The following is a 20,842-nucleotide window of genomic DNA, read 5'->3' on the forward strand; positions in this document are numbered from 1 at the left end:
GCGAAAAGGACGAATACAGGGCGGAGTCGCGGCTCCGTCCATTTTCATGCAGAAAGGCGGAGAAAGTGCATGCACTACTATGGAAACGAAACGATCATGTCGCTGGAGCAAGTTTTGCGCTTGCAGCCCTCTGAAGTGCAAATTTTGGAGTGGGTGCGCACGTACGAGTTTTTGGAAAATCGCTTCGGCATCGACGAGTCTGTGCCGTATTTTTTGGAGATCAAATGCGAGGCAGGGCAAGTGCTCATCCGCAAAAACCGCATCCTCGAATTTCCCGACTACGCCTGTGAGGAGCAACGTCATTTTCCGGAGGTGGAGCAGGCTCTCGCCGTTTTTCAGCAGTGGGCGCAGGAAATTTTGCAGCAAACGGAAATTCATTGAGTAAAATTTATTGAAGGATCAACTTGTTCATGGTAGATTTAAAAGCGTCGTCTCTGATAGATACAAGTGAAAATCAGCAGGCGCACGCTAAGCTGGGGAGATAGTGAAGTGGCTAAACACGGCAGACTGTAAATCTGCTCCCTCCGGGTTCGGCGGTTCGAATCCGTCTCTCCCCACCATTGATTTTTTAGCGAAAATGTGCTAGTATTAAACTACAGCTTGTTTACATGCCGGTGTGGTGGAATGGCAGACACGCTTGACTCAAAATCAAGTTCTCGCGAGGGAGTGGAGGTTCGAGTCCTCTCACCGGCACCATAATCTAGGAGAATGTTCTTTAGGATTAATAACCTAAAGAATTTTTTTGTTTTTTAAAGCTGTAAACATTCGCTCATTGCATGGGCTGAAGTGATTTTCGTACTGACATCCAAATGGGCATAAATATTTGCTGTTGTTGAGAAATCGCTATGCCCCAACCATGCTTGTATTTCTTTCATGCTAACTCCATTGGCCAGAAGTAGGCTGGCGCAGCTATGCCTCAAATCGTGATAGCGAATTCGTCGCAAATTATGCCTTGAGAGTACGATGGGAAAGTGTTGCGTAATATATCCTGGCTTAATTCGATGCCCTAGCTTGTCCAAATAAATGTAATCGAGGTAATCGGTGCAGTAAGAATCTTTATATAGGTATCTGTCTTGTTCTTGTTGTTTCTTTATCCGTAATAGAAGTTCTTCAAATGCTGCAACCAGCGGCAAGGAACGATGACTTGATTTATTTTTGGTACGGTCTTTCTCTACGATAATAAGTTTCCCTTCAACAGACGTTTCGATCACAGTATGTTGAATGGTTATGGTTTTATTCTTGAAGTCAATCGCATCCCACTTTAACCCGACTACTTCACTTCGACGTAAGCCATAAAATGCAGCGAGCAATACGGCTAATTCAATTGGATCGCCTTTGACCGCGTCGAATAACCTGTTCATCTCTTCTTTGTCATAAAAACTGCCGACAAATTTATTTTTTTCGGGCGTTCTACTTTATCCGCGGGATTCGATGGAATCATATCCGTTTTAAACGCATATTGAAGCGCTTTTCGGATGTTAGCGTGGTAGTGAATACGATGTTTCATCATTTCCAGCCACTGAAGCATAAAATCAGAAAACAATGGGTTTTCTTGATCTACTTGTTGGGGAACTTCAAAATTTTTACGAGCTTCAATAAGCAATGCTTCGGCTTTCTTCTTATTGCCTTTCACAGACAAACCCGTGGAAATCCACTTATTTTTCCTCTTTCCGCATTCGTCTTTATAATTTAAGACGATGTAGAAATAACCTTTCTTCTCCTGTAGGTGGCCTGCTACCAAATCATGTCCCTCCTTGACATAGCAGCCCCAATCTCCTACCATTGACGATAATCGGCAATTCAATACACTAAAGCGTTGGAAGCTACCCGAAAACGCACTCATGCTCGTGGGACACATCGTCGGGGCAGACATGAGCAGCGCCTGCTCCATACGATTCCTGACAAGCTGAAGCCCGAAGAGCTTCAGGAACTGAAGATTTGGTTAGCAGAAGATCCACATCTGGAACGACTCTACTTTGCGCTTCAAGACATAAGAACCGTGTATGCCGTTGAAACCCAAGAGGCAGGGGAGGAAGCGCTTCAGAAATGGATTGTCGACCATCTCTATTCTCCGACTCCTGCGGTTCGTTCCATTGCCAAAACGATTGTCCAGTGGCAAGAGCCCATTCAGCATTATTTTTCCTTTCGGGTAACGAATGCCAAGATTGAAGGGACACACAACAAAGTGAAGGTAATCAAACGAAGAGCCTACGGCTACCGCAATCTAGAGAGATTCAAGATTCGCATTAGACTGGAGTGTAAACCGGCTACATAACTACGAAAAACTGCGATAGAGGGAGATCAAGCACGTTTTACGGTGAAGAGCTCTTGAAACAGGTGCGCAACTTTATTATGGTTATTCCGTCTTCTTCCTTCTTTCAATTTCCATTCTTTGTATCACCTGAAGTAATCGTTGTTCTTCTTTGGGATCCGCTTCAATAAAGTCAATTCCATAAATTATTTCATTCATCAGTTCCTCTTTTCGTATAATCTTTCCTTTAAAAGTAAACTCCTCATCATCAAGCACAAAATAGAGTTGCAAAAAAATCTGTTTTCTGACAGGCAAATCAATTCACAGCTCAATTTTATACCTGTACGGCCGATGTTCTTTATCTTCCCTTCTCCTTTTCTTTGCATCAAAGGTTCCAATAATTTATCACCAAAATCGATAAACTCAAATATGCATACCTGATCCAGAAGATTTATTCGGAAAGCCCTTCTTCTTTCCGTATCTCTCAATTTGTGAACGCTCACCAAAATGTTGACCACTTTGCTCATCATAAAGTTACCCACCTGACAGTTTGAGCACACGTCATCATTTTCACACCTAATTGCAAATGTTTTTACTGAGCCAAGGATCGTCAAGGGCTTGCGTAGCAAGGGGTTTACCCTTTATCCTTGACGATCCTTGGTGCAGGAAATAAAATGCTACTTTGTGTGAAAAAAAGCATCGTAGGTGGTCAACTCGAAGATGAGCGTTTGCTCCAAAAATGGTCAACTTTTTGATTAGCATTCACATCAATTTGGCTTTTAGGTCAGTCAGTGACTCTTTTAATAGATAGATTTGGTCATCCTTTCTTCTTAATTGCCTCATATAGATCCAGTGTATTAGCAAAAGTATCAGAATAATCAAAAACACAGTCAGGATACTTCCCCATATCACCTTTTCCATATCACACACTTACCCCTTCTTTTAGTGAATCTCGCTGATCGGCAAGGGTTCTCCTAATAAGTATCCTTGCCCTAAATGAACTCCCAATAACTTAGCCATTGCTAAATTGGTTGGCTCTTCAATCCCTTCCAATATCAATTTCATGTTTTTTTGCTGGCAAAGCTTCAAGAGCATCTGAATCTCGTTTTGTTTTTTAATTGAAGCGGAAAGTTTCACGGCATAATATCGATCCAATTTCACAAAGTCTGGCTCAAGTTCAATGACAGTCTGCAACGATGACTCCCCTTTACCGAAATCATCAATTGCAATGGCATACCCCTTATCCTTCAAAAGATGTACCACTTTTAGCCAGAGCATGATGAACGGAGCAAATATCCAAGTCATACAATCTGTTTTTTTCAATTGCCAAACGAAAAAACAATTCGGGATTTTTGAAAAACTTGCAACGTAACAAAGCTTCATACCCGAATACTTTCCAATTTTCCATTACATACAGCGGTTGGAAAACATGTTGAAACATTTTCTTTCGTATGATGTCCTCTAAAAGATTTCCATTTTCGTCTGACGTGGTGAAAACTCCCAATCTTTTCACTTGAATCACCAGTTATAAAAGAGAATAGCGCTAAAGGCATGGGTATTTAAACCCATTACACGACTTTATTCGCCTTTTTTCGACGTTTTTTGCAAAAAATAATACTTATACTATATCATCGTTTTATTTTTTATATCTATTGTCTCTTGGGGGAGCCTAAGACTAAAGATACAGTTACCTAAGAGGTGGTAGAATGAGTGACTTGCCAAAGCTTATTGGGGAAAGGATTCGAAAATACCGCAAAGCAAAGGGATTGAGCCAAGAGGAATTAGCCCACTTAGCCAATCTCCACACTACATATATTGGGCAATTGGAACGTGGAGAAAAAAACGCCACTTTGGGGAGTGTAGAAAAGGTGGCAAACGCCCTGGGGATTCCGTTAGAAAATCTTTTTCGGTCAATCCACTCTAATCCAGATTCTCAAGAGTATACATTGTCCCGAATCGTCACCCGCTTGCAAACAAGGAGCATTGAGGATCAAAAAATCTTCCTCAAGTTACTAGATCTATTGCTGGACTGGAAAGATCTGTGAAAAACATTCGTTTAGCAAGTATTCTTGAAATGTCAAAAAAAGGCGGAACCACATTCTTCGACCCTCTATTTCATATTGCGTATTCAACATCATTAAGTTTTGCTTGTATCTCGTCCACTGTGGTTACTGCCCCCTCCACTTCAAACTAAGTTTGAGCAAATTTACAATAATCGGAGACTAAACGGGATCCCCATGCCTTAATATTCTGGTAATTTGTACCGCCTGTTATTTCGGACAGTCTCCGCCGATTCCAGCAAACGAAATAAGTAAGAGGAAACGTTTTGCTTCCCGTTCGATCGCGTTTTCCGGATGAAGCCGGCTCATCGCGTACTCGTCGATTGTCAAGCTTTGCTGCGGCGCTGGCCGAGCGAAGATGAGCTGGAGCAATTCAAAGGGCAGATCGCTTTCCAGCAGTTGCTGTGCTCCCTGTTCGAGCAAACGCGAACGGTAGAAGAAGAGGACTCGGCGGCTGCAATCGAGCGTTCGATTGAGTATGTGCACGAGCATTACGCCGAAGAGCTGACCGTGCAGCAATTGGCGAGGCAAGCGAATCTCAGCGTTCGTCAGTTTACCCGTTTGTTCAAAAGGGCGACGGGAAAAAGCCCGATCGGTTACTTGACCGCCTACCGCATCAACCGCTCGAAGGAAGAACTGCTTAGCGGCGGCGAGCTGTTGCATACGATTTCGCGCAACAGCGGATTCAAAGACACCCATTATTTCAATCGGCGGTTCAAACAAATCGTCGGCCTTCCCCCGAAACAATATGCGCGCTTTCGGGGCTACGATACGAAAATCGTCACGCTGCACTATGTGGGCCTACGACGCGATTACGCTGGAATGGCAACTGGAGATGGTTGACCGTCTCTTATTCGATTTACCAATGACTGGGGTGGGTCCATCATGAGCAATGGCAAGAAGCAGTTGAAGCTGTCTACTTCGCTCATTGCGCCGGGTTCTTCCGGCGGGGGCTGGCGGGATCAGGCGGCACAGCCGGAACGAATCCTGGACTTTGCCTTTAATCGTGTGCTGGCGCGAACGGCAGAGGAAGGCAAGCTCGACTATATTTTTCAACCGGATAAATATACGGTATCAGCGAACAGCCCCGAGGAACTGCGCCGGGGGATCAACATTTGGCCCTGACCGTTGACGTTGCTGTCTGCCCTTGCAGGTGCGACTTCGCATATCGGCTTGTCTGCGACGGTGTCGACGACCTACCATGAGCCGTTCCATGTCGCGCGCATGCTGGCGACGCTCGACCATCTGAGCGGCGGCCGTGCTTCCTGGAACGTCGTCACCTCGATTGGCGATCTGGACGCGCACAACTTTCGCAACGATCACCGCCCGCGACACGAGCAGCGGCACGCGCATTCCGAGGAATTTCTCGATGTGGTAAAAGCACTGTGGGACAGTTGGGAGGACGATGCGATCAAGATAGACCGGGAAGCGGGCGATTTCGCCGATCCTGGCAAAATTCATGCGTTGCATCACGAAGGGACGTGGTTTTCCGTGCGCGGTCCGCTGAACGTGGCAAGGCCGATTCAAGGGCATCCTGTCATTGTCCAGGCGGGGCGGTCCGATACGTTCAAGGAACGGTCGGCCCAGGGGGCAGACGTCGTGTTCACCGCTTTACGCACCTTGCCGGAAGCGCAATCGTTTTATTTCGACCTGAAACGGCGCTTGGCCAAATACGGCCGGGCTGAGTCTGATCTGCTGCTGATGCCGCCGCAATCGCTGGACGATCTCGTTCACTACGTGATCCCCGAACTGCAAAACCGCGGCATTTTTCGCACGGAATACAGCGGTAATACGCTGCGTGAACATCTCGGCTTGCCGCGCCCGTCCAATCGCTTCGTCGTCCGCTGACGGGAAAAAACGAGGGTGACGCCTTTTCCCAACCGGAGAGCCATCCAAAAGTGCCATTGGCGATGGAAAAGAGCGAGAAAATCGTCAGTTTTTCGAAACCGGGGAGCAAAAAAGGGTGCTCATCGGGGGCTGGGGGCTTTTCGCCAGTTTTCGCCGTTCTTTTAAATGCGTGCGTTATGCGTTACGGTATGCGCCTGAGAAAGAGTGCAAACGGAAAAGCCTGTCAGCTCCAAGGGGATGAGGCCCCAAGAGCTGGCAGGCTGTTTTTGCTTGCACATGTTCGGCTGTTCGGCAACGGCTTGAGACTGCGCGCTGATGTTTGGCTACTTTTTTCTCCCTTTTGGCCATCTGAACGGCGGAACGTATTTGACCATCGTCTCAAACATTACGCCCCACTGCTCCTCGCTTAAAGACTCCACCCGCAAATCCGCTGTTCCCTTCAGGTTTCGCTTTAAATGCGTGATTTGCGGAGGGGTAAAAATGCCCCGAACAGCGTCGTCGATCGCTGCCTTTGGCGCTTTCAGGATGTGTTCGGCAAGTCGGTGGAAAAGGACGTGATGTTTCAGCGGGACAAGCGGCTTTGCTTTTCGCGTAATGGAAAGCATGGCCGAATCCACCTTCGGAGGGGGAGCGAAACATTCCCTCGGCACGGTTTTTACGTAACAAATGTCAAACCACATTCTCCAGGCGGCCACATACGCATCTTTGACCGCTTTGGCTGTAAATCTTTTGGCGGCTCCTTTTTCCATAACGAGAACGCCTCTCTGAAAGCCGCTCGCCGGGTGGTTTAACAGCATTTTCATGATCGGAGTCGTGATGGAATAGGGGATGTTGGACACGACAACAAAGTTTTCTTTGGGAAGCTGCAGCTTTACGATATCTTGCTGAATGATCGTCACATTCCCGTTGTGCGCTGTTTTTAGCTTCAAAGTTTCGATCAGGCGGCGATCATACTCGACTGCCACTACTTTTCCGGCTTTTTGAAGGAGAACCTCGGTCAAAGCGCCTTTTCCGGCCCCCAGATCCAGCACCGTATCCGCCCGGCTTAACCGTGCCTGATTGGCAAGCTCATGAATCAGCTTTTTCGTGTGGAGAAAATGCTGGCCTAAAAAATTCGGGGCGTCTTCACGACGGGTTTTTTTGCTATGGTACGTATGCTTCTTTTTGGTCACGGTATCTCTTCCTCTCCAAATGGAAATCACGGGCACTCTGCCTGTGATGGAGAGCAAACGGAAGAAGACCTCCGCGTACGCCAATTTACGCGTAAGTGGCCATAGCGAAACAAGATCCCCTGTGCCATACGAAAAGAAAAGGGGAAATGTGCATAACAAAAGAAAGGCAGTATGATCTACCTTTCTACACCTTGCCGTATATTTCATGCAAAATGAAGATTATTAAAAGAAGGCAGACTAATCCCGTTTACCCTGCTCACACAAGCAGAGCCTTTGAATATACAATTACTTATTCAAAGTCAGGGAACGTAGTCTCATATAATCCATCTTTTAATAATCCTCTTTCGAAATTTTTTACATACATTTACAATGTAGCATCATCTTTGCAGGGGAGTCAACACCATTTGCGTGTTTGACCCAAGAAATGGCCTCGCATGAGCTTTTAACCAGGGGGTTAAACCGCTTTTTGGGCTTGTGGTGCATGTCTATGCGGAAGAAGGAAAAGAAAAAACCTTGCATCAGCAAGGCTTTCAAAAGCTTTTGTATGGAGCGGGTGATGGGAATCGAACCCACGCCGCTAGCTTGGGAAGCTAGAGTTCTACCATTGAACTACACCCGCAAAACGTCGAGACTGGCTTGTCCTGTTTGTTACACACAGTGAAAATGTTTCATTCCTCTGTTATTTATTATAGCAGCAGCATCCTCCAAGTCAAGGAAAAGATATCCATAAAGGTTTGCTTGGGGCAAAAAAAGACGAAAAATGTTACGCCAGCCTGTTCGTCGGGCTGTTGTCGATGGGGGATGCAGGTCTGACAGGCAACGATGCGTTCTGTGTTGTCTCGGATATCCAGCATAGCTTCTATTATCAACGGCTCTGTTAAAACGGCGGTGTTGAGTTGATAGGCAAGCAAAACGAAACCCCACAGACGAATGGTGGGGTGTATGCCGTTTAAAAGCTTGTCAAAAGCTTGCGAGCGATATCCGTTCGCTTTCTCATCATGGCCCGTACGCGAAAAATTACGATAATGCTTTTATCATGTTGTACCACTTCTCTCCGGCATGTTCAGAACTGGAGAGCCCCTTGTTGACGTAACCATGCTTTTCGTAATAGCCAATTAAGTTTTCTTTGCAGGTAAGGGTGATCGTTTCACGATGTTTCTGTCTTGCTTCTTGTTCCAGGTGCATCAGCAGCTTTGCTGCGATGCCGTGCTTTTGAAACTGCGGGTGGACCGCCAGTCCCAGGATGCTTTGATGCCCGCCGGTTGCCGGGTTTTTCTTTATATGCGTAAACAAATCGTCGGTTATGTAGGCGGTTTCGATGACGGGGCCGTTAATTAACCCTACAATTTCCCCGTTTTCTTCGGCAACATAAAAGCTATCTGGAATCATCTGAATCCGCTTTGCAAACGCCGCTTTCGTTGCCGCCTCTTCTTCCGAAAAACAGAGCTGTTCAATGACGACAAGCTGCGGCAAATCTTCCATCTGGACATTTCGAATGTGGAACACGAATACCACCCTTTGCATTTTGGTAGGAAGCAGGCTACTGGTAGAGAGATTTCTCCCTGCCAAAAGCCGACGAAAGACTCACTTTTCCAACGAATAAAAACAGTCATTCACCAGCTTTCCGGCAATTTCCGTATTCTCCGGCACGATTTTATCCAGCTTCATCCCGGCCTTTTCCAAAACGCGCCTGGAAGCGGCGTGCTCTTCCGAACAAACGGCCGTAAACACTTTGAATCCATACGTACTGGCAGCGAAGTCGAAGACGAGCTGGAGCGCTTCGGTAGCATAGCCTTTGCCTTTGTGCGCTTCTACGATGATGAAGCCTGCTTCCGCCGTGAGCGGCTCGCGCCTGCGGGTGCAGAGGCTCATCAGACCGACGTCGCTGCTGGTCGCCGCCTCGCGGATGATCCAGGTGAGCCAATGCGTCGAATCGAGGCTCCACGGAGCGAGCTCTTTTTCGAAGTTGCGGCGAATTTCTTCTTCGCTCATCGCTGCCCCGATGTGTTGCATGAGCGCCGGGTTGGAGTAAATGGAGCGGATCAGCTCCCAATCGGTTGGGGCCAGTTTGCTCAAGGTGAGGTGCGCACTGAAAAGTTGCTCGTTCATCGGATTCTCCTTTGGGGGCGGTAGAGTAGTCGACAAAGCTGCCGGCGATACGGACGCAGCTTTGTTGAATGGCTCGCAAGCTGCTCAAGGACAGGAACAGGGATGGTCTTTCGGGGAACGCCGGACACATCCAGCCAGACATCGAGCGAAGCTTCTTCCCAGGCGGCGCGGAGATATTGTGCTGGCTTGCACGAAGTTGGACAAATTGGTCAGCAAATTCGCTCGCAGAATGGATTTCTTCCATTGATTGCGTTCGGATGCGGGGACAGCAATGACAGATAAACGCTTCGCTATTGTTCTTTTCGAAAAAGACTTTTTATCGCTTCAACGCCAATCGCGAGTCCGAAGAAGGCCAGGAAGAGAACGCCTACTACGTTGAGAATGGCGAGGAGAGCCTCGACAAAGTCAATCCGATGCCTCGGTTCAAACAGGAGAAACAGGACGCCTGTCAACAATCCCGCCCCTAAATAAGCCAGTCTTTTCATAAAAAAGCCTCCTCTCTGCCTTACGATATATAGGGTATCATTTTCCAAGAGGGAATGGAATAAAAAGGGAGATTTTTTGGCCTTTGGCAGTCCGAAGGGAACGAGCGACGCACTGCTTGCGTATTTGGGAGATAGTGGTAATATTAAAAAGGAATTCTGTCTTCTGGAAAAATATTCAGCCTGGCAATGGGGCTGCATCAAGAGAGAGAAAGGGGGCTGGAACTGTGCTGGATTTTGGCGCTGTCGCTTTGGAATGGAACACAATGCTGGTCCAATTGATCGTTTTCCTCCCGGTGCTGCTGTTTTACGCGTTTGTCATTTATGCGATAGGGAAAACGCTCAGTTTCATGAAAACAAAAATACAGCTTGACCGCGAGCGCAATCAAAAGCTCGATGAACTGCTTGAGAGCCAAAGACGTACGCAAAAGTAAACGGCTGGGATATCAAGGAAAGCAACATGGAGAAAAGCAAGCGATTGATACCCGCTTAGAAAAGGCGTCCCTCGCCATGGGCAACAGCAGGTGCGCCAGCAAGATCGAAAAAACGCCGCTTTTTGCCTCTTCCGATAGACACGGCCAGGCCAAATGACAGAATCGTTGCAAGCTAATGAAACCTGGGAAGAGGATGGCGTTTCGATGCAAAACGTAGACTTTACAGAAGCTGCACCAATATTTGAACGATCTTTCCGCAAGTGTCCGGCAAGCAGGCGACGTAACAAGCCATTCCTTGTCGGAGGTGACGAGGCAGCTCGCTTCGCTGCAGGAGCAAATCCAGACCACGAATTACTTGCTGACGGGCTTATTGATGCTGCACGTCGCTTTCCTCGTTGTTTTGATCTGGAAAAAGAGCAAGTAACGAGGCAAAAAGCCGCGCGTTTCGGTTCTATGCGCCGATTCCGGGGGCGATTTGCAACTGGGAGACGAGCGCCGTGCAGCGAATAAGAGCGAAGACGAAAAAGCAAGTGATAAAAGAGCGGGCAAAACACTACTGCCGAAAATGAAAGCAAGTCCATGAAAGCAAAAAAGAGCAGAGGGAGCCTGCTCTTTTTTTACTAGCCAAGAAGAGAGAAACAGTCGCATCGACAGGAAGGCAACGAAGGCTGCACCAAAGCCCCAAAAGATGGACGAAGCTACATTCCGCACACGGAGGGGCAAGCATTCGTTCCTGCCCTGCGGAAGCGCGCCTACAAAAAGCGAACGAGCGCCTGCACGAACTTTTCCAAATAAAGCTGATCGACTTCGTCAAATCGGTTTTTTCGCGGGCTGTCGATGTCGAGCACGCCGAGAAGCTGGCCGTCTTTTATGATCGGCACGACGATTTCCGATTCGGATGCGGCGTCGCAGGCGATATGGCCGGGGAACAAGTGCACATCTTCCACGCGAACAGTTTCCCGCTTCTCCGCCGCGGTGCCGCATACGCCTTTGCCAAACGGAATGCGCACGCACGCAGGCAGCCCCTGGAACGGTCCAAGCACCAGCTCATTCCCATCATTGAGGTAAAAGCCGACCCAGTTTACTTCCTCGAAAAATTGGTTCAGCAAAGCGGCGGCGTTTGCCAGATTGGCGACCTGGTTGGATTCGCCTGCAAGCAGCGCTTCTAGCTGTTTGATGACCAGTTCGTAGTTTTCTTCTTTTTTTCCTTGAAACTTTTCGAGTTTGAACATGAAAGCTACCTCCCACCCGCTGAGCATCTGTTGATCTACTCCGCCATTATAAACCATCCGGGTGAGAAATGGCTCCGGCAAATTCGCCGAGAGTATGCGGCTGGCCCCAAGTTTTGCTAGAAGCTGGTAGAGAGCTCTAGTACAATGAAGGGAGATATACCGAATTTTCTCGTGGGCAAGGCATGGATAGGAGGCAAAAGACAGCATGGAAAAAGCGACATTTGCCGGAGGGTGCTTCTGGTGCATGGTTACTCCGTTTGAAGAGTTGCCAGGGATCGGAGGCATCGTCTCGGGTTATACAGGGGGCTCGGTCGAGAACCCGACCTACGAACAGGTCAAAACGGGGCAGACCGGGCACTGGGAAGCGGTTCAAATTACGTTCGACCCGGAGCTGTTCCCTTATGAGAGACTGCTCGAGCTGTATTGGCAGCAAATTGATCCGACAGATCCTGACGGGCAGTTTCATGATCGCGGCAGCCAGTATCGCACAGCCATTTTTACGCACAATGAAAAACAGCACGAACTGGCAGTCCAGTCCAAAAAAGCGCTGGAGGCGAGCGGCCGCTTCTCGAAGCCGATTGTCACGGAAATTTTGCCTGCTGCTCCGTTTTATCCGGCAGAAGAATACCACCAGGGCTACCACAAGAAAAATCCGAAGCATTACAAGGAAGACCGCGAGAAATCCGGGCGCGACGCGTACATTCAGGAGCATTGGAAGGAAACGACATAAGCGCGGCAGCAAAAACAGCACAGTAGCAGAGCCGAACAGGCTGCTGGCAGTCCCCGTCTTTTGGCAAAAGGCGGGTTTTTTTGTTCGCTCATCCAAACGACTCTTAGCGAACGCTTCGGCCAAGCCAGGTGTGTGATCTGGAGCGCCGTTCGTACGTGCTGCTGCCGACCGCCCGATACAGCTCTGTCTCCTTCGTCGTGCAAGCTTTTTCGAACGGCACCGTTTAGAGTACAAACAGGCCGCTAAACCACGGCAACGCAAAATAGACGAGCGCACACACGAGTAGAAACAACATCGTTTTTAACAGCATGCCTGCCAAAAAGCTGTCAGTGGGCAGGCTGCGCTCGATCAGCCTTTCGAATGCGAGAAAAAGCGTGATAGCCAGACAAGCGAGCAGGCCAAAGCCGATGAACGGTCCCATCTAGCAGACACCTCCCGGAAATTTCAACAGCGCCTTCCTTCTCTTTACGTCTAGTGTCCATGCCGGTGGATTTCGGCTTCAACCCCGGAAAAGTCCCAAAAGATCGAGAAGATGAGCAACCCGATAGCCAGGACATACAGCCATCTGATTCGGTAAGACGGTGACGCGACAATCAATACCCAGGCGATGAAAAGCAGCCAAAGGATTCCGTTGCTTATAATATCGTCGAACATAGGCGAAGATCCCTCCCCATGGACAATACGGTTTTGGGGATTTTTGGTTACAGGAGAGGGGGAGAAGCGACGCGCCATGGCAAGCGGAGTGTCAGCGAAAATCTTTCCACGTAAAATCAATGCTCAGGTGGCCGATGTACCTCTCTTTGATTGCGACCTTTCCTTTGGTGGCCAGCTCCGGCTTGCGAAAGCAGACGAGGTCTTCGTGATAGCCGAACATGCGGCATATCTCCGGACGAAACGAATGAATGCCGCACTGATCTTTGTTCATGTCATAAAAAATACAGGTTCCGCTAAAGCGGGGCTGCTGCTCCAAGTTTTCGCGCAGCTTTTTCGGCATGGCCTTCAGCTTCTTATGTATGTGCTTGCGCTCTTTTTCCGTGATCGGCACAGGACCGCAGCATAAGCCTTTGCAGTCTTGGCATGGCAGTGTATTCACAAAAGCACAACCTTTCTATCTGTTCTTTGCTGTTTGTTGTGTAAAGAATAGTATGAAAGGTTTATTTTGAATTGTAAATAAAAATAATTCCATCTTATCACAAAATGAAATTTTTGTCAATGTGCAATTTGTTTTAAAAGTTGCCATTTGCGGCGAGAAAAAAGGGCGGCCAGCACGGAGTCGGCGAACAGCGACAAGGCGAAAATTACAAAAGCAGCCTTTGACCAGATAGAAAACGGGATGACGTATGACGAAGTGAAAAACATCATCGGCGGAGAAGGTGAGCTGCTCTCCGAAGCGGGCAATAAAGGAGAGCAATTTCATGCCGTGGTCTACATGTACGAAGGGGAAGCGGCAGGCAGCAACGCCAGCTTTACCTTTCTGGATGGCAAGCTGCAAGTCAAAGGCCAATATGGGCTGAAATAAACCAAACCCGTCTTTGCAGCAAGCGCAAACGACGGGTTTTTCTTCGCAGGATGTCTGTACGGCTCGTTAACGCGGATCTTCCGTTACCAGCGCGATGGCAAAGCCGTCGTAGCCTTTGCTGCCGACCGTTTGAATTGCGGTCGCGCTAACCGTCGGCTTGTTTGCGACCAGATCGGCGAATTGCCGGACGCCGACAATGTTCGGATCGCTGGTGGCTTCGTCGACGACGGCACCTTTGCGCACCACGTTATCGGTAATGATGACGCTGCCTTTTCGCGAGAACTTCAGCGCCCAGCGGAAGTAGTCCGGATTGTTTTTCTTGTCGGCGTCGATGAAGATGAGGTCAAACGGTCCCTGTTTTTCATCCGCGAGCGCAGAAAGGCTGTCCAAGGCGTCTCCAAGCCTGATCTCGACCACCGATTCCAGCCCGGCACGGGCGATGTTGGCTTTGGCCACCTCGGCATGCTTCGGTGCCGCTTCCAGCGTGATGAGCCGACCGTCGGCAGGTAAGGCGCGGGCTAGCCAAATCGTACTGTAGCCGCCCAGTGTCCCGATCTCCAAAATCGTCCGGGCTCCCTGGATTCGTGCCAGCAGATGGAGAAATTTTCCCTGATTGGGCGCGACGTCGATAGGCGGGAGGCCAGCGGAAGCGTTGTTTTCCAGCACGGCTTCCAGGATCGGATCGGCTGAAACGAATTTTTGCGTAAAATACTCGTCTACGGCTGTCCATTGTTCGCGATTCATGGTTTCCCTCCTTTTTATGACAAGGCTACGAAAAGAGCATATGGCAAAAACAGCATATCATAAAAGCTGCATCGTCGAAATATTGGAAATGCAAAGGCGATTTCAGCGCAAGAAATTGAGGAAGCCAACGACGATGAGAAAGCCCAGAAACGCTATGATTCCGTAAACCAAATACGTTGGCAGCCTGTCAAAGCCTCCCGTCGCTGCTTCAGCTTCGTGCTCTCGCGCGCCAATGGACGAAGCATTCCCCCCGGAAGGATTCGCGGCGCCCGACTCGTGACCTGGACGAACGGATGGCTGCTTGGGAGTCGACAAAACGATCCCGACGATCAAGAGAAAAAGGCTTGCCGCCAGAAAAAAGGTCACAAAGCCGTTGGTGAACAGGGAGGGAAGCTCCGGCTGCGTGGGAAACTGCCCGGTGGCAGAGGCGGCTTGCATTTGCCCGATCCAGATGTAGTAGGCGAGCATTCTTTCAAGCGTGTAGAGCAACCCGCTGGCTAGAAACAAAATCGTGCTGAGCGTATAGGCATGCTTTGCGGTCAATGGATTTGCACTCACTTTCTGTCAACGACAATTATTGGAGGTACGTCATGTAGATGGCTGCGAAAAAGCATGTGGCTGCACTAAAGGAGAGCAGCGCGGTAGCCATCCTGGAAAGCGGGTGGTTGTGCTTGCTTGGAAACCAGCTAGATTGCTGCAGCCGATTGCGGTAGTAAACGAGCAGGAGGAGAAACAAGGCGGCGTGCGCCAAAAAAATGCCTTCCCCCGGCGCTTGTTCGGGAAAAAACAAGGTGACCACCGGGCCTGTCACCACCAAAAAAATGGCCATGCAAATCAGTATGCGAATGATTTCCAAAAAAAATCGAAACAAAATGAGCATCGTTATCACCATGTACATTGTAACATAATTGGATATTTTGAGGAATAATGGTATTTGTTATGGAGCCTTACGGAAAAATAGAGGAAACAATTGCGTCCGTTACCATTATTTTCGCATGGTATTATCGTCCAATTCTAGCGATAATAGAAAAGTAATCCAAGCTAGCTAGTATAATCCAACTTGGGGATTCGATGCGTTCGACTGAATTTATGCAGATAGGTCGACGCTATTTTTTTGTTCCATACATAGGTATAATTACCTAAAATTGATCGTTGTTTAGGGGAAGATCGTACTTTATGATTAGATCATTCACGTATGACATATGCGTACTACCCCGTACGCCCCGGCCGGAAGTTGCGGCTGGGATTTTTTTTGCCGTCCGGCATCCAATGATCTCCTATCGCGTTTTGACGCGCTTTTGGTATATTCTATACGAGGACTCACAATGTTCTTGGGGTCCGCGGTGGCTCAAAAATGCAGAGGAGCCACCGCTTTTTTTATACAGATTCTTATCCAGTATGAGGGCAACTAAAGCCTTGCCAATGTCTTGGCGCAGCCAAGTTTTTTGCTGCGACGAAAGCCTTACTTGCAACAAAAGCGAGCCATACATATTCAGGTCTTTTGTACCATACTTTCGGCTGTACGTTGGCGAGAACTTGCCATGGAAGGATCGCGCATTCATACATGCTCCATTTCCGGTCATCCTAAAGAAAGGGAAAATTGATCTGGAGGTGTTTCGCATGCGAACGATCCTTGCTGTTTTGGCGCTTGTCTTGGCGATTACGGGCTGCACGGGCAAGAACAACGCGCAAACCCAGCAGAAAAACGACGCGGAGCCGTTGTGCACTCCGGCGCCCGTGCGCCATACCGAATGGGAGGAGCAGGCAAAGGCGATTGCAGGCAGGGTGGATGGCATTGACGAAGTGGCAGCCGTCCACATCGACAAAGACCTGAACCTGGCGATCAAGGTGAGCAATTTCAACCGCTTTCGGCTGGAGTCGATTGAAAAAGAAGTCTCTGGCAAGCTGAAGGAGGCTTTTCCGGATTCAAAAATCCACGTGACCTCTGACAAGAAGCTGTTTATGGATTTGCAAGCGATGAGCGGCGCTCCGTGGCCAACGGATGTCAAGGAAGCGTGCCAGAAAAAGAAAGCGAGCAAAAAGCTGGAAAAGAAAATGAAAGGGTAATAGCGGTCTAGCGCCTCGGCTTGCCAAAAAGGTGGCCGAGGCTTTTTGCGGTCGGTGAACAAGCAGGCGAGGCGAACGGTTGCCGATGAACAACGCATCGAGGGCAAAAGAAAAACTCCCGGGATGGGAGTTGGATTCGTTTAATAGCAATCGCCATGAACACGGTCACGGTCATGATCGCGGTCACGATGCAAGTCGACGCCGCGCAGCTCGTCTTTCGCTTTCTCAACCAGCACTTGATAATCCCTTACCACTTCGGTCAGGGCAGAAACGGATTCTTTGTAATCCGGCTCATTACAAATCCCATCAATGGCCCGATGGAGGTGGTACATTTTATCTTCGGTTTTGCGGATAAATTCTACCCAATCCATTCCGTTCATAAAAATACCTCCTTTCCTTGCCTTAGGCTTTACCCGATGACAGAGAAGTATGCAACGATTTGTCTGGCAGCCTGCGCAAGAGCGGATAAAATCATTTTTTTCGACACTTTGTCTTACCATGTTTATCTCTTTACTATGGAAATAAACTTGCCTAGTGCGTAATATAAGAGGATGGAATTTTTCGTTGAGCCGTGAGAGAAGATCCGTGGAGCGTTTTCGGAAGCGAATGAGGTGGAGAGTGTGGATGTTTTAGCAAGAGTAAACAAGTCATTGGAAAAAATAATGCCGGTATTGACTCCGAGCAGTGTGGCGATTGGCGTGTTGGCCGGGACTCATCTTCAGCCCTATGCCTTTTTGTCGCCGTGGGTGTTTGCCTTTATGACCTTTGCCGGGAGTTTGGGAGCGGGGTTCAAGGAATTTGCCAAAGTATTGACACGGCCGCTGCCGCTCGTCGTCAATTTGCTGATTTTGCATGCGCTGATGCCGTTTATCGCCTGGGGAGTGGCTCATCTGCTCTACCCGGACGACATGCATGTCGTCACAGGCTTTTTGTTGGCCGCACTTATACCGACCGGGATTTCCAGCTTTCTCTGGTCGTCGATTTACATGGGCAATATTGCCCTGACGCTTTCGATTATTTTGCTAGATACGATGATTTCGCCGCTTGTCGTTCCGTTTGGCATGTACGTTTTGCTCGGGGCAAAGGTGGAGATGGACACGTGGGACATGATGCAGGGGCTGTTTTACATGATTGTGCTGCCGTCGCTTGCCGGGATGCTGCTGCATCATTTTTCGCAGGGGAGGGTCAAAAAGACGTTGGCTCCCAAGCTCGCTCCGTTTTCCAAGCTGGGCATGGGTGTCGTCGTTGCCATCAACAGCTCGATGGTCGCAAGCTATTTCCACGCCTTTGATGCCAGGCTGCTGGGAATGGCGCTGGTCGTGCTTTTCCTCGCGATTTTGGGCTACCTGCTCGGGTGGTGGATCTCCCGGCTCTTTGGCTGGGAGCGCGATGTGATCGTGACCTTGACCTTTAACAGCGGGATGCGCAACATCAGTGCCGGAGCGGTCATGGCGATTACGTATTTCCCGGCGACAGTCGCGCTGCCTGTCGTGCTCGGGATGCTGTTCCAGCAGACGCTCGCTTCCACCTTTGGCAAGTTTTTGGACGTCGTGGAGAAAACACCGAAAAAAATCATCCAGGAAGCCGCGCAGTAGAAAGCAGGGAAATCCTGCTTTTTTTTATTGCTTGTTCGCATGTTGTTCGTATATAATACATACAAACGTACGTTCGAGGTGAGGCTTTTGCTGGAGACAATAGTTGTGCCCGTCCACAATGTGATGAAGCGGGTTCCGGTGCTGACAACTGTACATCTTCGTGTCTACAAAATGCTGGAGAACGGAATAGAGATCAACACAATCGCGGCGGATCGCCAGATGAGGCGCGCCGTCAACGATTTGTGCAGGTTAGGGTGGGTGAAAGCAAGTGGGGATCGGAACTAGCTATGCGGGACGGCAAGCTTCCCGGCAGCGCACTACTCCGCCGGGGGTCACGAAGCAGGAGCGCGAATCGTTTTTGTATTTGCTTCGCGACTCGGGCAGGGAGGATTACGCGGTGACGGTAAGCTGGTGGGTTTCGTTGGACGGCGAGTGCGGCAACACGCAAAGCATGTGGGGCGTGGTCAAGTGGGTCGATCCGAAAGCGCGCAAAGTCCAGTTGGTCAACGAAACGAGAAGCGAATGGATTGAGCTGGAGCAGATCGTGAATGTGCGCGGCTGAGCTTGGAGTTTTAGCGGCAGGCACAAAAGAAGGAGGGCGACTATGCCCTCCTTTTTCGTTTGGATGAGGAAGTAAAAAAGATATTATGTAAGAAAACCTAACACAAAATCAAGAAAATTGCCAAAAAGCGTTGACAATCGACTGTGATATGTTAGTATATATTACATAGCATGCATTCTCTCCACTTCCTATCTTCGACCCAGAAATGGGTCCTTTTTTTTTGCCCGGATAGCTTGCCTATTGCGGATAAGGCTTGCCATCGCCCTTGAACAGCTTGCTCACCATCTCGTACAGACGGCCCGGCATGTTCGGGAACACGAACGAATACTGATCGGCTCCCTCCTTTAGCAAAGCGACAGGGGCTTCGATCGTGTAAGGAATTTTCATCAAGTCGAGCATTTTTTTGTACTCATCCACCATGGCGTGATCGACTGTATAGTAAAACGATTTGGAAGGGTTCATTTGTGCACGCTCCTTTTCCATATTGTAGCATAGGAAGGCGTTTGTTTGAACGAGACATAATATTTATTATGTTAACTAAATGACCGTCTGAACGACAAAAAACACTCTGCTGTCAGGCAAACAGAGTGTTTTTACGCGTGCGCATGCAAGGGACGGGACCGCCTAGCTGCTGAAAAAACTTCTGCTGGAGTGCTTCCGCTTGTAGTGGGAGCTGCCGTAATGGGAGTGCCCATGCCCGTGCCGATGTCCGTGGCTGGAACCGTATCCTTTGCGATACTTGTAGTCGCTGCTGCTGTATTTCCGGTATTTGTGGGAAGAAGTCGAGTGATTACCCAGTAAATTTTTCAATAGCTTTTTTAACATCTCCATCACTCCCAGTCGTCGTGTAGGATCGGTTTATATTCGTATTTACGAATATGCTTGGCAATCGTTTCAGTTCCCTGCGAATTTTTCGGGAAAAACAGGTCCGATCCGGTCAATCCGGTTTGTCCAGATACCGCCCGTAAACGTAGCAGGCACCCGGTCGAGGTCAGCAGGCGTATCGAAGCCTGCGGAAAAATCGCCGCTTCCGGCTACAAGGATGGCGCGCGTATTTACTGCTTCCATTCTCGCCATGAAACGGTTCGGCCAACCCCACAGCCATGGCGCGATTTGATCGGGAATGTGGAGCTGGGTGTGGGCGCAGGCGTCGGGAACGTAACCGGACCAGCCCGCCGCTATGTACGGGATCAGACAGCTTTTCATCGTATCCATCGAGATGACGCGCAGCTCCGGGATTTGGCTCTTCACCGCGGCGATCGGCTCGTCGCCTCCGTAGACTGTCAGCTTTTCCAGCCGTTCTTTTGGCAGAGACTGCAAGGCGTCCGCGAGCGCCTGTCCTTCGTTTGGATCGTTGCTCTTGATATGGATGAGCAGAGACTCGTCGGGGAACGCTTTGAGCACATCGGTTAACGACGGCATCAGCCCGATGCCTTTTCCGCGAAACGGATAGGTGCGTCCTCCGTCTGCCGTATAGTTGTAGCCGATATCGAGCTTCTGCAGGTCGGCCAGGGTAAAATCTCTGGTGACGCCGTCGCCGTTCGTGCGACAGCCGAGCGTCCAGTCGTGGAACACGGCAAATTGCCCGTCTTTCGTCCAGTGGACGTCAAATTCCACGACGTCGGCACCTGCTGCGAAGGCGGCTTTCATGGACGGCAGTGTGTTTTCCAGATACGGATGCTCCGGCGGGTAAATTCGTTCGGCTGTACACGTCTCGTTCGTCAGCCCTTCCATGTGAAAGGTCTGCGTCATTCCGCGGTGGGCGAGCAAAAAGGGAGAGCCGGCAGGCGGAGCAGCCAGGTAGGAGCTGTTGACGAAAAAGACGTAGGCGACAAACAAAAGCGGGATCCAGACCACTTTTTTGCGGTACCATTGCTTGCGCGGTCTGTTATCGGAAGTGGACATGACTTGTAATCCTCCAGCGTCGTGACTTTTTGTGCGTTCATTCTATCAAAATGCGGACGCAAGCGGAAATCCTTTTTCGCCGGAGAGAGCAGGGGTTGGCATGGAGGAAAAAGACTGGCAAAATAGATGAAT

General features: G+C 49.3%; 30 protein-coding genes, 3 tRNA genes and 1 pseudogene. 15 read left to right on the top strand and 19 right to left on the bottom strand.

Features of this window, described 5'->3' with window-relative positions; genetic code table 11:
* Window positions 1–69 precede the first annotated feature (69 nt).
* The 3 genes from M655_RS12965 to M655_RS12975 all read left to right on the top strand — a co-directional run bounded on the left by M655_RS12965 (window position 70) and on the right by M655_RS12975 (window position 696).
* The gene (locus M655_RS12965; protein WP_005830927.1) at window positions 70–381 is read left to right on the top strand and encodes a hypothetical protein; all 312 of its coding nucleotides are present in this window, start codon (window positions 70–72) and stop codon (window positions 379–381) included.
* A 94-nt stretch (window positions 382–475) separates the two neighbouring features.
* Window positions 476–560, top strand: a tRNA-Tyr gene (locus M655_RS12970).
* A gap of 50 nt (window positions 561–610) precedes the next feature.
* A tRNA-Leu gene (locus M655_RS12975) sits at window positions 611–696 on the top strand.
* 53 nt (window positions 697–749) lie between these two features.
* Here the strand turns inward: M655_RS12975 and M655_RS12980 are convergent.
* Window positions 750–1,361 carry a site-specific integrase gene (locus M655_RS12980; protein ID WP_286086013.1) on the bottom strand — a complete coding sequence of 204 codons (612 nt, stop codon included), beginning with the start codon at window positions 1,359–1,361 and terminating at the stop codon, window positions 750–752.
* Window positions 1,358–1,741 carry an Arm DNA-binding domain-containing protein gene (locus M655_RS12985; RefSeq protein WP_202801634.1) on the bottom strand — a complete coding sequence of 128 codons (384 nt, stop codon included), beginning with the start codon at window positions 1,739–1,741 and terminating at the stop codon, window positions 1,358–1,360. Before M655_RS12985 ends, M655_RS12980 begins: the two co-directional genes overlap by 4 nt.
* A 75-nt stretch (window positions 1,742–1,816) precedes the next feature.
* Here M655_RS12985 and M655_RS12990 point away from each other — a divergent pair, with 75 nt between their 5' ends.
* The gene (locus tag M655_RS12990) at window positions 1,817–2,275 is read left to right on the top strand and encodes a transposase (protein WP_242507351.1); all 459 of its coding nucleotides are present in this window, start codon (window positions 1,817–1,819) and stop codon (window positions 2,273–2,275) included.
* Window positions 2,276–2,356: 81 nt separating this feature from the next.
* On the opposite strand, the gene M655_RS12995 is transcribed toward M655_RS12990, so the two are convergent.
* The gene (locus M655_RS12995) at window positions 2,357–2,566 is read right to left on the bottom strand and encodes a PilZ domain-containing protein (RefSeq protein WP_286086014.1); all 210 of its coding nucleotides are present in this window, start codon (window positions 2,564–2,566) and stop codon (window positions 2,357–2,359) included.
* A 627-nt stretch (window positions 2,567–3,193) separates the two neighbouring features.
* Window positions 3,194–3,634: an EAL domain-containing protein gene (locus M655_RS13000; protein ID WP_007781794.1), complete on the bottom strand. Its 441-nt coding sequence runs from the start codon at window positions 3,632–3,634 to the stop codon at window positions 3,194–3,196.
* A gap of 323 nt (window positions 3,635–3,957) precedes the next feature.
* Here M655_RS13000 and M655_RS13005 point away from each other — a divergent pair, with 323 nt between their 5' ends.
* The 3 genes and pseudogenes from M655_RS13005 (at window position 3,958) to M655_RS13015 (ending at window position 6,159) form a co-directional block, all read left to right on the top strand.
* Window positions 3,958–4,296 carry a helix-turn-helix domain-containing protein gene (locus M655_RS13005; protein ID WP_005836684.1) on the top strand — a complete coding sequence of 113 codons (339 nt, stop codon included), beginning with the start codon at window positions 3,958–3,960 and terminating at the stop codon, window positions 4,294–4,296.
* A 309-nt stretch (window positions 4,297–4,605) separates the two neighbouring features.
* A complete protein-coding gene (locus M655_RS13010; RefSeq protein ID WP_005836683.1) occupies window positions 4,606–5,154 on the top strand; it encodes a helix-turn-helix domain-containing protein in 549 nt (182 codons plus the stop codon).
* A 42-nt stretch (window positions 5,155–5,196) separates the two neighbouring features.
* Window positions 5,197–6,159 (top strand): annotated as a pseudogene (locus M655_RS13015) (NtaA/DmoA family FMN-dependent monooxygenase).
* Between the two features lie 323 nt (window positions 6,160–6,482).
* Here M655_RS13015 and erm read toward each other — a convergent pair.
* The 5 genes from erm to M655_RS13040 all read right to left on the bottom strand — a co-directional run bounded on the left by erm (window position 6,483) and on the right by M655_RS13040 (window position 9,925).
* Window positions 6,483–7,331, bottom strand: coding sequence for a 23S ribosomal RNA methyltransferase Erm (erm, locus tag M655_RS13020; RefSeq protein WP_007781805.1), 849 nt, complete (start codon window positions 7,329–7,331; stop codon window positions 6,483–6,485).
* Between the two features lie 545 nt (window positions 7,332–7,876).
* Window positions 7,877–7,950 (bottom strand) — tRNA-Gly (locus tag M655_RS13025).
* Between the two features lie 398 nt (window positions 7,951–8,348).
* Window positions 8,349–8,837, bottom strand: a complete 489-nt coding sequence (locus tag M655_RS13030; RefSeq protein ID WP_081414716.1) for a GNAT family N-acetyltransferase — start codon at window positions 8,835–8,837, stop codon at window positions 8,349–8,351.
* Window positions 8,838–8,915: 78 nt separating this feature from the next.
* Window positions 8,916–9,440 carry a GNAT family N-acetyltransferase gene (locus M655_RS13035; protein WP_005834815.1) on the bottom strand — a complete coding sequence of 175 codons (525 nt, stop codon included), beginning with the start codon at window positions 9,438–9,440 and terminating at the stop codon, window positions 8,916–8,918.
* 290 nt (window positions 9,441–9,730) lie between these two features.
* Window positions 9,731–9,925 (bottom strand): hypothetical protein, encoded by a 195-nt coding sequence (locus tag M655_RS13040; RefSeq protein ID WP_005834816.1) that lies wholly within the window; start codon window positions 9,923–9,925, stop codon window positions 9,731–9,733.
* A gap of 224 nt (window positions 9,926–10,149) precedes the next feature.
* Between M655_RS13040 and M655_RS13045 the strand changes: the two genes are divergently transcribed.
* Both M655_RS13045 and M655_RS13050 read left to right on the top strand, forming a co-directional pair.
* Window positions 10,150–10,356, top strand: a complete 207-nt coding sequence (locus tag M655_RS13045; protein ID WP_026557257.1) for a hypothetical protein — start codon at window positions 10,150–10,152, stop codon at window positions 10,354–10,356.
* A gap of 241 nt (window positions 10,357–10,597) precedes the next feature.
* Window positions 10,598–10,780, top strand: a complete 183-nt coding sequence (locus tag M655_RS13050) for a hypothetical protein (RefSeq protein WP_026557256.1) — start codon at window positions 10,598–10,600, stop codon at window positions 10,778–10,780.
* Window positions 10,781–11,108: 328 nt separating this feature from the next.
* Here the strand turns inward: M655_RS13050 and msrC are convergent, their stop codons facing one another.
* Window positions 11,109–11,588 carry a free L-methionine (R)-S-oxide reductase MsrC gene (gene msrC, locus M655_RS13055; RefSeq protein ID WP_005834822.1) on the bottom strand — a complete coding sequence of 160 codons (480 nt, stop codon included), beginning with the start codon at window positions 11,586–11,588 and terminating at the stop codon, window positions 11,109–11,111.
* Window positions 11,589–11,793: 205 nt separating this feature from the next.
* On the opposite strand from msrC, the gene msrA reads away from it, so the two are divergent.
* Entirely contained in the window at window positions 11,794–12,318 is a 525-nt protein-coding gene (msrA, locus tag M655_RS13060) for a peptide-methionine (S)-S-oxide reductase MsrA (RefSeq protein ID WP_005834824.1), read from the top strand.
* A 223-nt stretch (window positions 12,319–12,541) separates the two neighbouring features.
* Here the strand turns inward: msrA and M655_RS13065 are convergent, their stop codons facing one another.
* Together M655_RS13065 and M655_RS13070 are read right to left on the bottom strand one after the other, a co-directional pair.
* On the bottom strand, window positions 12,542–12,739 hold the full coding sequence (locus M655_RS13065) for a hypothetical protein (RefSeq protein ID WP_005834826.1): 198 nt from the start codon (window positions 12,737–12,739) through the stop codon (window positions 12,542–12,544).
* Window positions 12,740–13,063: 324 nt separating this feature from the next.
* Window positions 13,064–13,411 carry a YkgJ family cysteine cluster protein gene (locus M655_RS13070; RefSeq protein ID WP_007781960.1) on the bottom strand — a complete coding sequence of 116 codons (348 nt, stop codon included), beginning with the start codon at window positions 13,409–13,411 and terminating at the stop codon, window positions 13,064–13,066.
* Between the two features lie 147 nt (window positions 13,412–13,558).
* Between M655_RS13070 and M655_RS13075 the strand changes: the two genes are divergently transcribed.
* The gene (locus M655_RS13075; protein ID WP_005834830.1) at window positions 13,559–13,837 is read left to right on the top strand and encodes a DUF3862 domain-containing protein; all 279 of its coding nucleotides are present in this window, start codon (window positions 13,559–13,561) and stop codon (window positions 13,835–13,837) included.
* Window positions 13,838–13,903: 66 nt separating this feature from the next.
* Here the strand turns inward: M655_RS13075 and M655_RS13080 are convergent, their stop codons facing one another.
* The 3 genes from M655_RS13080 to M655_RS13090 all read right to left on the bottom strand — a co-directional run bounded on the left by M655_RS13080 (window position 13,904) and on the right by M655_RS13090 (window position 15,452).
* Window positions 13,904–14,581 carry an O-methyltransferase gene (locus M655_RS13080; protein WP_005834832.1) on the bottom strand — a complete coding sequence of 226 codons (678 nt, stop codon included), beginning with the start codon at window positions 14,579–14,581 and terminating at the stop codon, window positions 13,904–13,906.
* A gap of 102 nt (window positions 14,582–14,683) precedes the next feature.
* Entirely contained in the window at window positions 14,684–15,124 is a 441-nt protein-coding gene (locus tag M655_RS13085; protein WP_005834833.1) for a hypothetical protein, read from the bottom strand.
* 31 nt (window positions 15,125–15,155) lie between these two features.
* The gene (locus M655_RS13090; protein WP_148039194.1) at window positions 15,156–15,452 is read right to left on the bottom strand and encodes a hypothetical protein; all 297 of its coding nucleotides are present in this window, start codon (window positions 15,450–15,452) and stop codon (window positions 15,156–15,158) included.
* Between the two features lie 749 nt (window positions 15,453–16,201).
* On the opposite strand from M655_RS13090, the gene M655_RS13095 reads away from it, so the two are divergent.
* Window positions 16,202–16,648, top strand: coding sequence for a YhcN/YlaJ family sporulation lipoprotein (locus M655_RS13095; RefSeq protein WP_005834837.1), 447 nt, complete (start codon window positions 16,202–16,204; stop codon window positions 16,646–16,648).
* Between the two features lie 140 nt (window positions 16,649–16,788).
* Here the strand turns inward: M655_RS13095 and M655_RS13100 are convergent, their stop codons facing one another.
* Window positions 16,789–17,028, bottom strand: coding sequence for a hypothetical protein (locus M655_RS13100; RefSeq protein WP_005834838.1), 240 nt, complete (start codon window positions 17,026–17,028; stop codon window positions 16,789–16,791).
* Between the two features lie 282 nt (window positions 17,029–17,310).
* Here M655_RS13100 and M655_RS13105 point away from each other — a divergent pair, with 282 nt between their 5' ends.
* From M655_RS13105 to M655_RS13115, 3 genes are all read left to right on the top strand, one after another.
* The gene (locus M655_RS13105; RefSeq protein ID WP_206699211.1) at window positions 17,311–18,243 is read left to right on the top strand and encodes a bile acid:sodium symporter family protein; all 933 of its coding nucleotides are present in this window, start codon (window positions 17,311–17,313) and stop codon (window positions 18,241–18,243) included.
* 78 nt (window positions 18,244–18,321) lie between these two features.
* Entirely contained in the window at window positions 18,322–18,528 is a 207-nt protein-coding gene (locus tag M655_RS13110) for a hypothetical protein (RefSeq protein ID WP_376744031.1), read from the top strand.
* Window positions 18,512–18,805, top strand: a complete 294-nt coding sequence (locus tag M655_RS13115; protein ID WP_005834845.1) for a YolD-like family protein — start codon at window positions 18,512–18,514, stop codon at window positions 18,803–18,805. Before M655_RS13110 ends, M655_RS13115 begins: the two co-directional genes overlap by 17 nt.
* A 237-nt stretch (window positions 18,806–19,042) precedes the next feature.
* On the opposite strand, the gene M655_RS13120 is transcribed toward M655_RS13115, so the two are convergent.
* The 3 genes from M655_RS13120 to M655_RS13130 all read right to left on the bottom strand — a co-directional run bounded on the left by M655_RS13120 (window position 19,043) and on the right by M655_RS13130 (window position 20,710).
* A complete protein-coding gene (locus M655_RS13120) occupies window positions 19,043–19,267 on the bottom strand; it encodes a hypothetical protein (RefSeq protein ID WP_005834846.1) in 225 nt (74 codons plus the stop codon).
* 162 nt (window positions 19,268–19,429) lie between these two features.
* Window positions 19,430–19,630: a hypothetical protein gene (locus tag M655_RS13125; protein ID WP_007781980.1), complete on the bottom strand. Its 201-nt coding sequence runs from the start codon at window positions 19,628–19,630 to the stop codon at window positions 19,430–19,432.
* Window positions 19,631–19,699: 69 nt separating this feature from the next.
* On the bottom strand, window positions 19,700–20,710 hold the full coding sequence (locus M655_RS13130; RefSeq protein ID WP_005834848.1) for a glycerophosphodiester phosphodiesterase family protein: 1,011 nt from the start codon (window positions 20,708–20,710) through the stop codon (window positions 19,700–19,702).
* Between the last annotated feature and the right edge of the window lie 132 nt (window positions 20,711–20,842).

Source organism: Brevibacillus sp. NSP2.1 (assembly GCF_000470975.2).
In the GTDB taxonomy this organism is placed as follows: domain Bacteria; phylum Bacillota; class Bacilli; order Brevibacillales; family Brevibacillaceae; genus Brevibacillus; species Brevibacillus agri.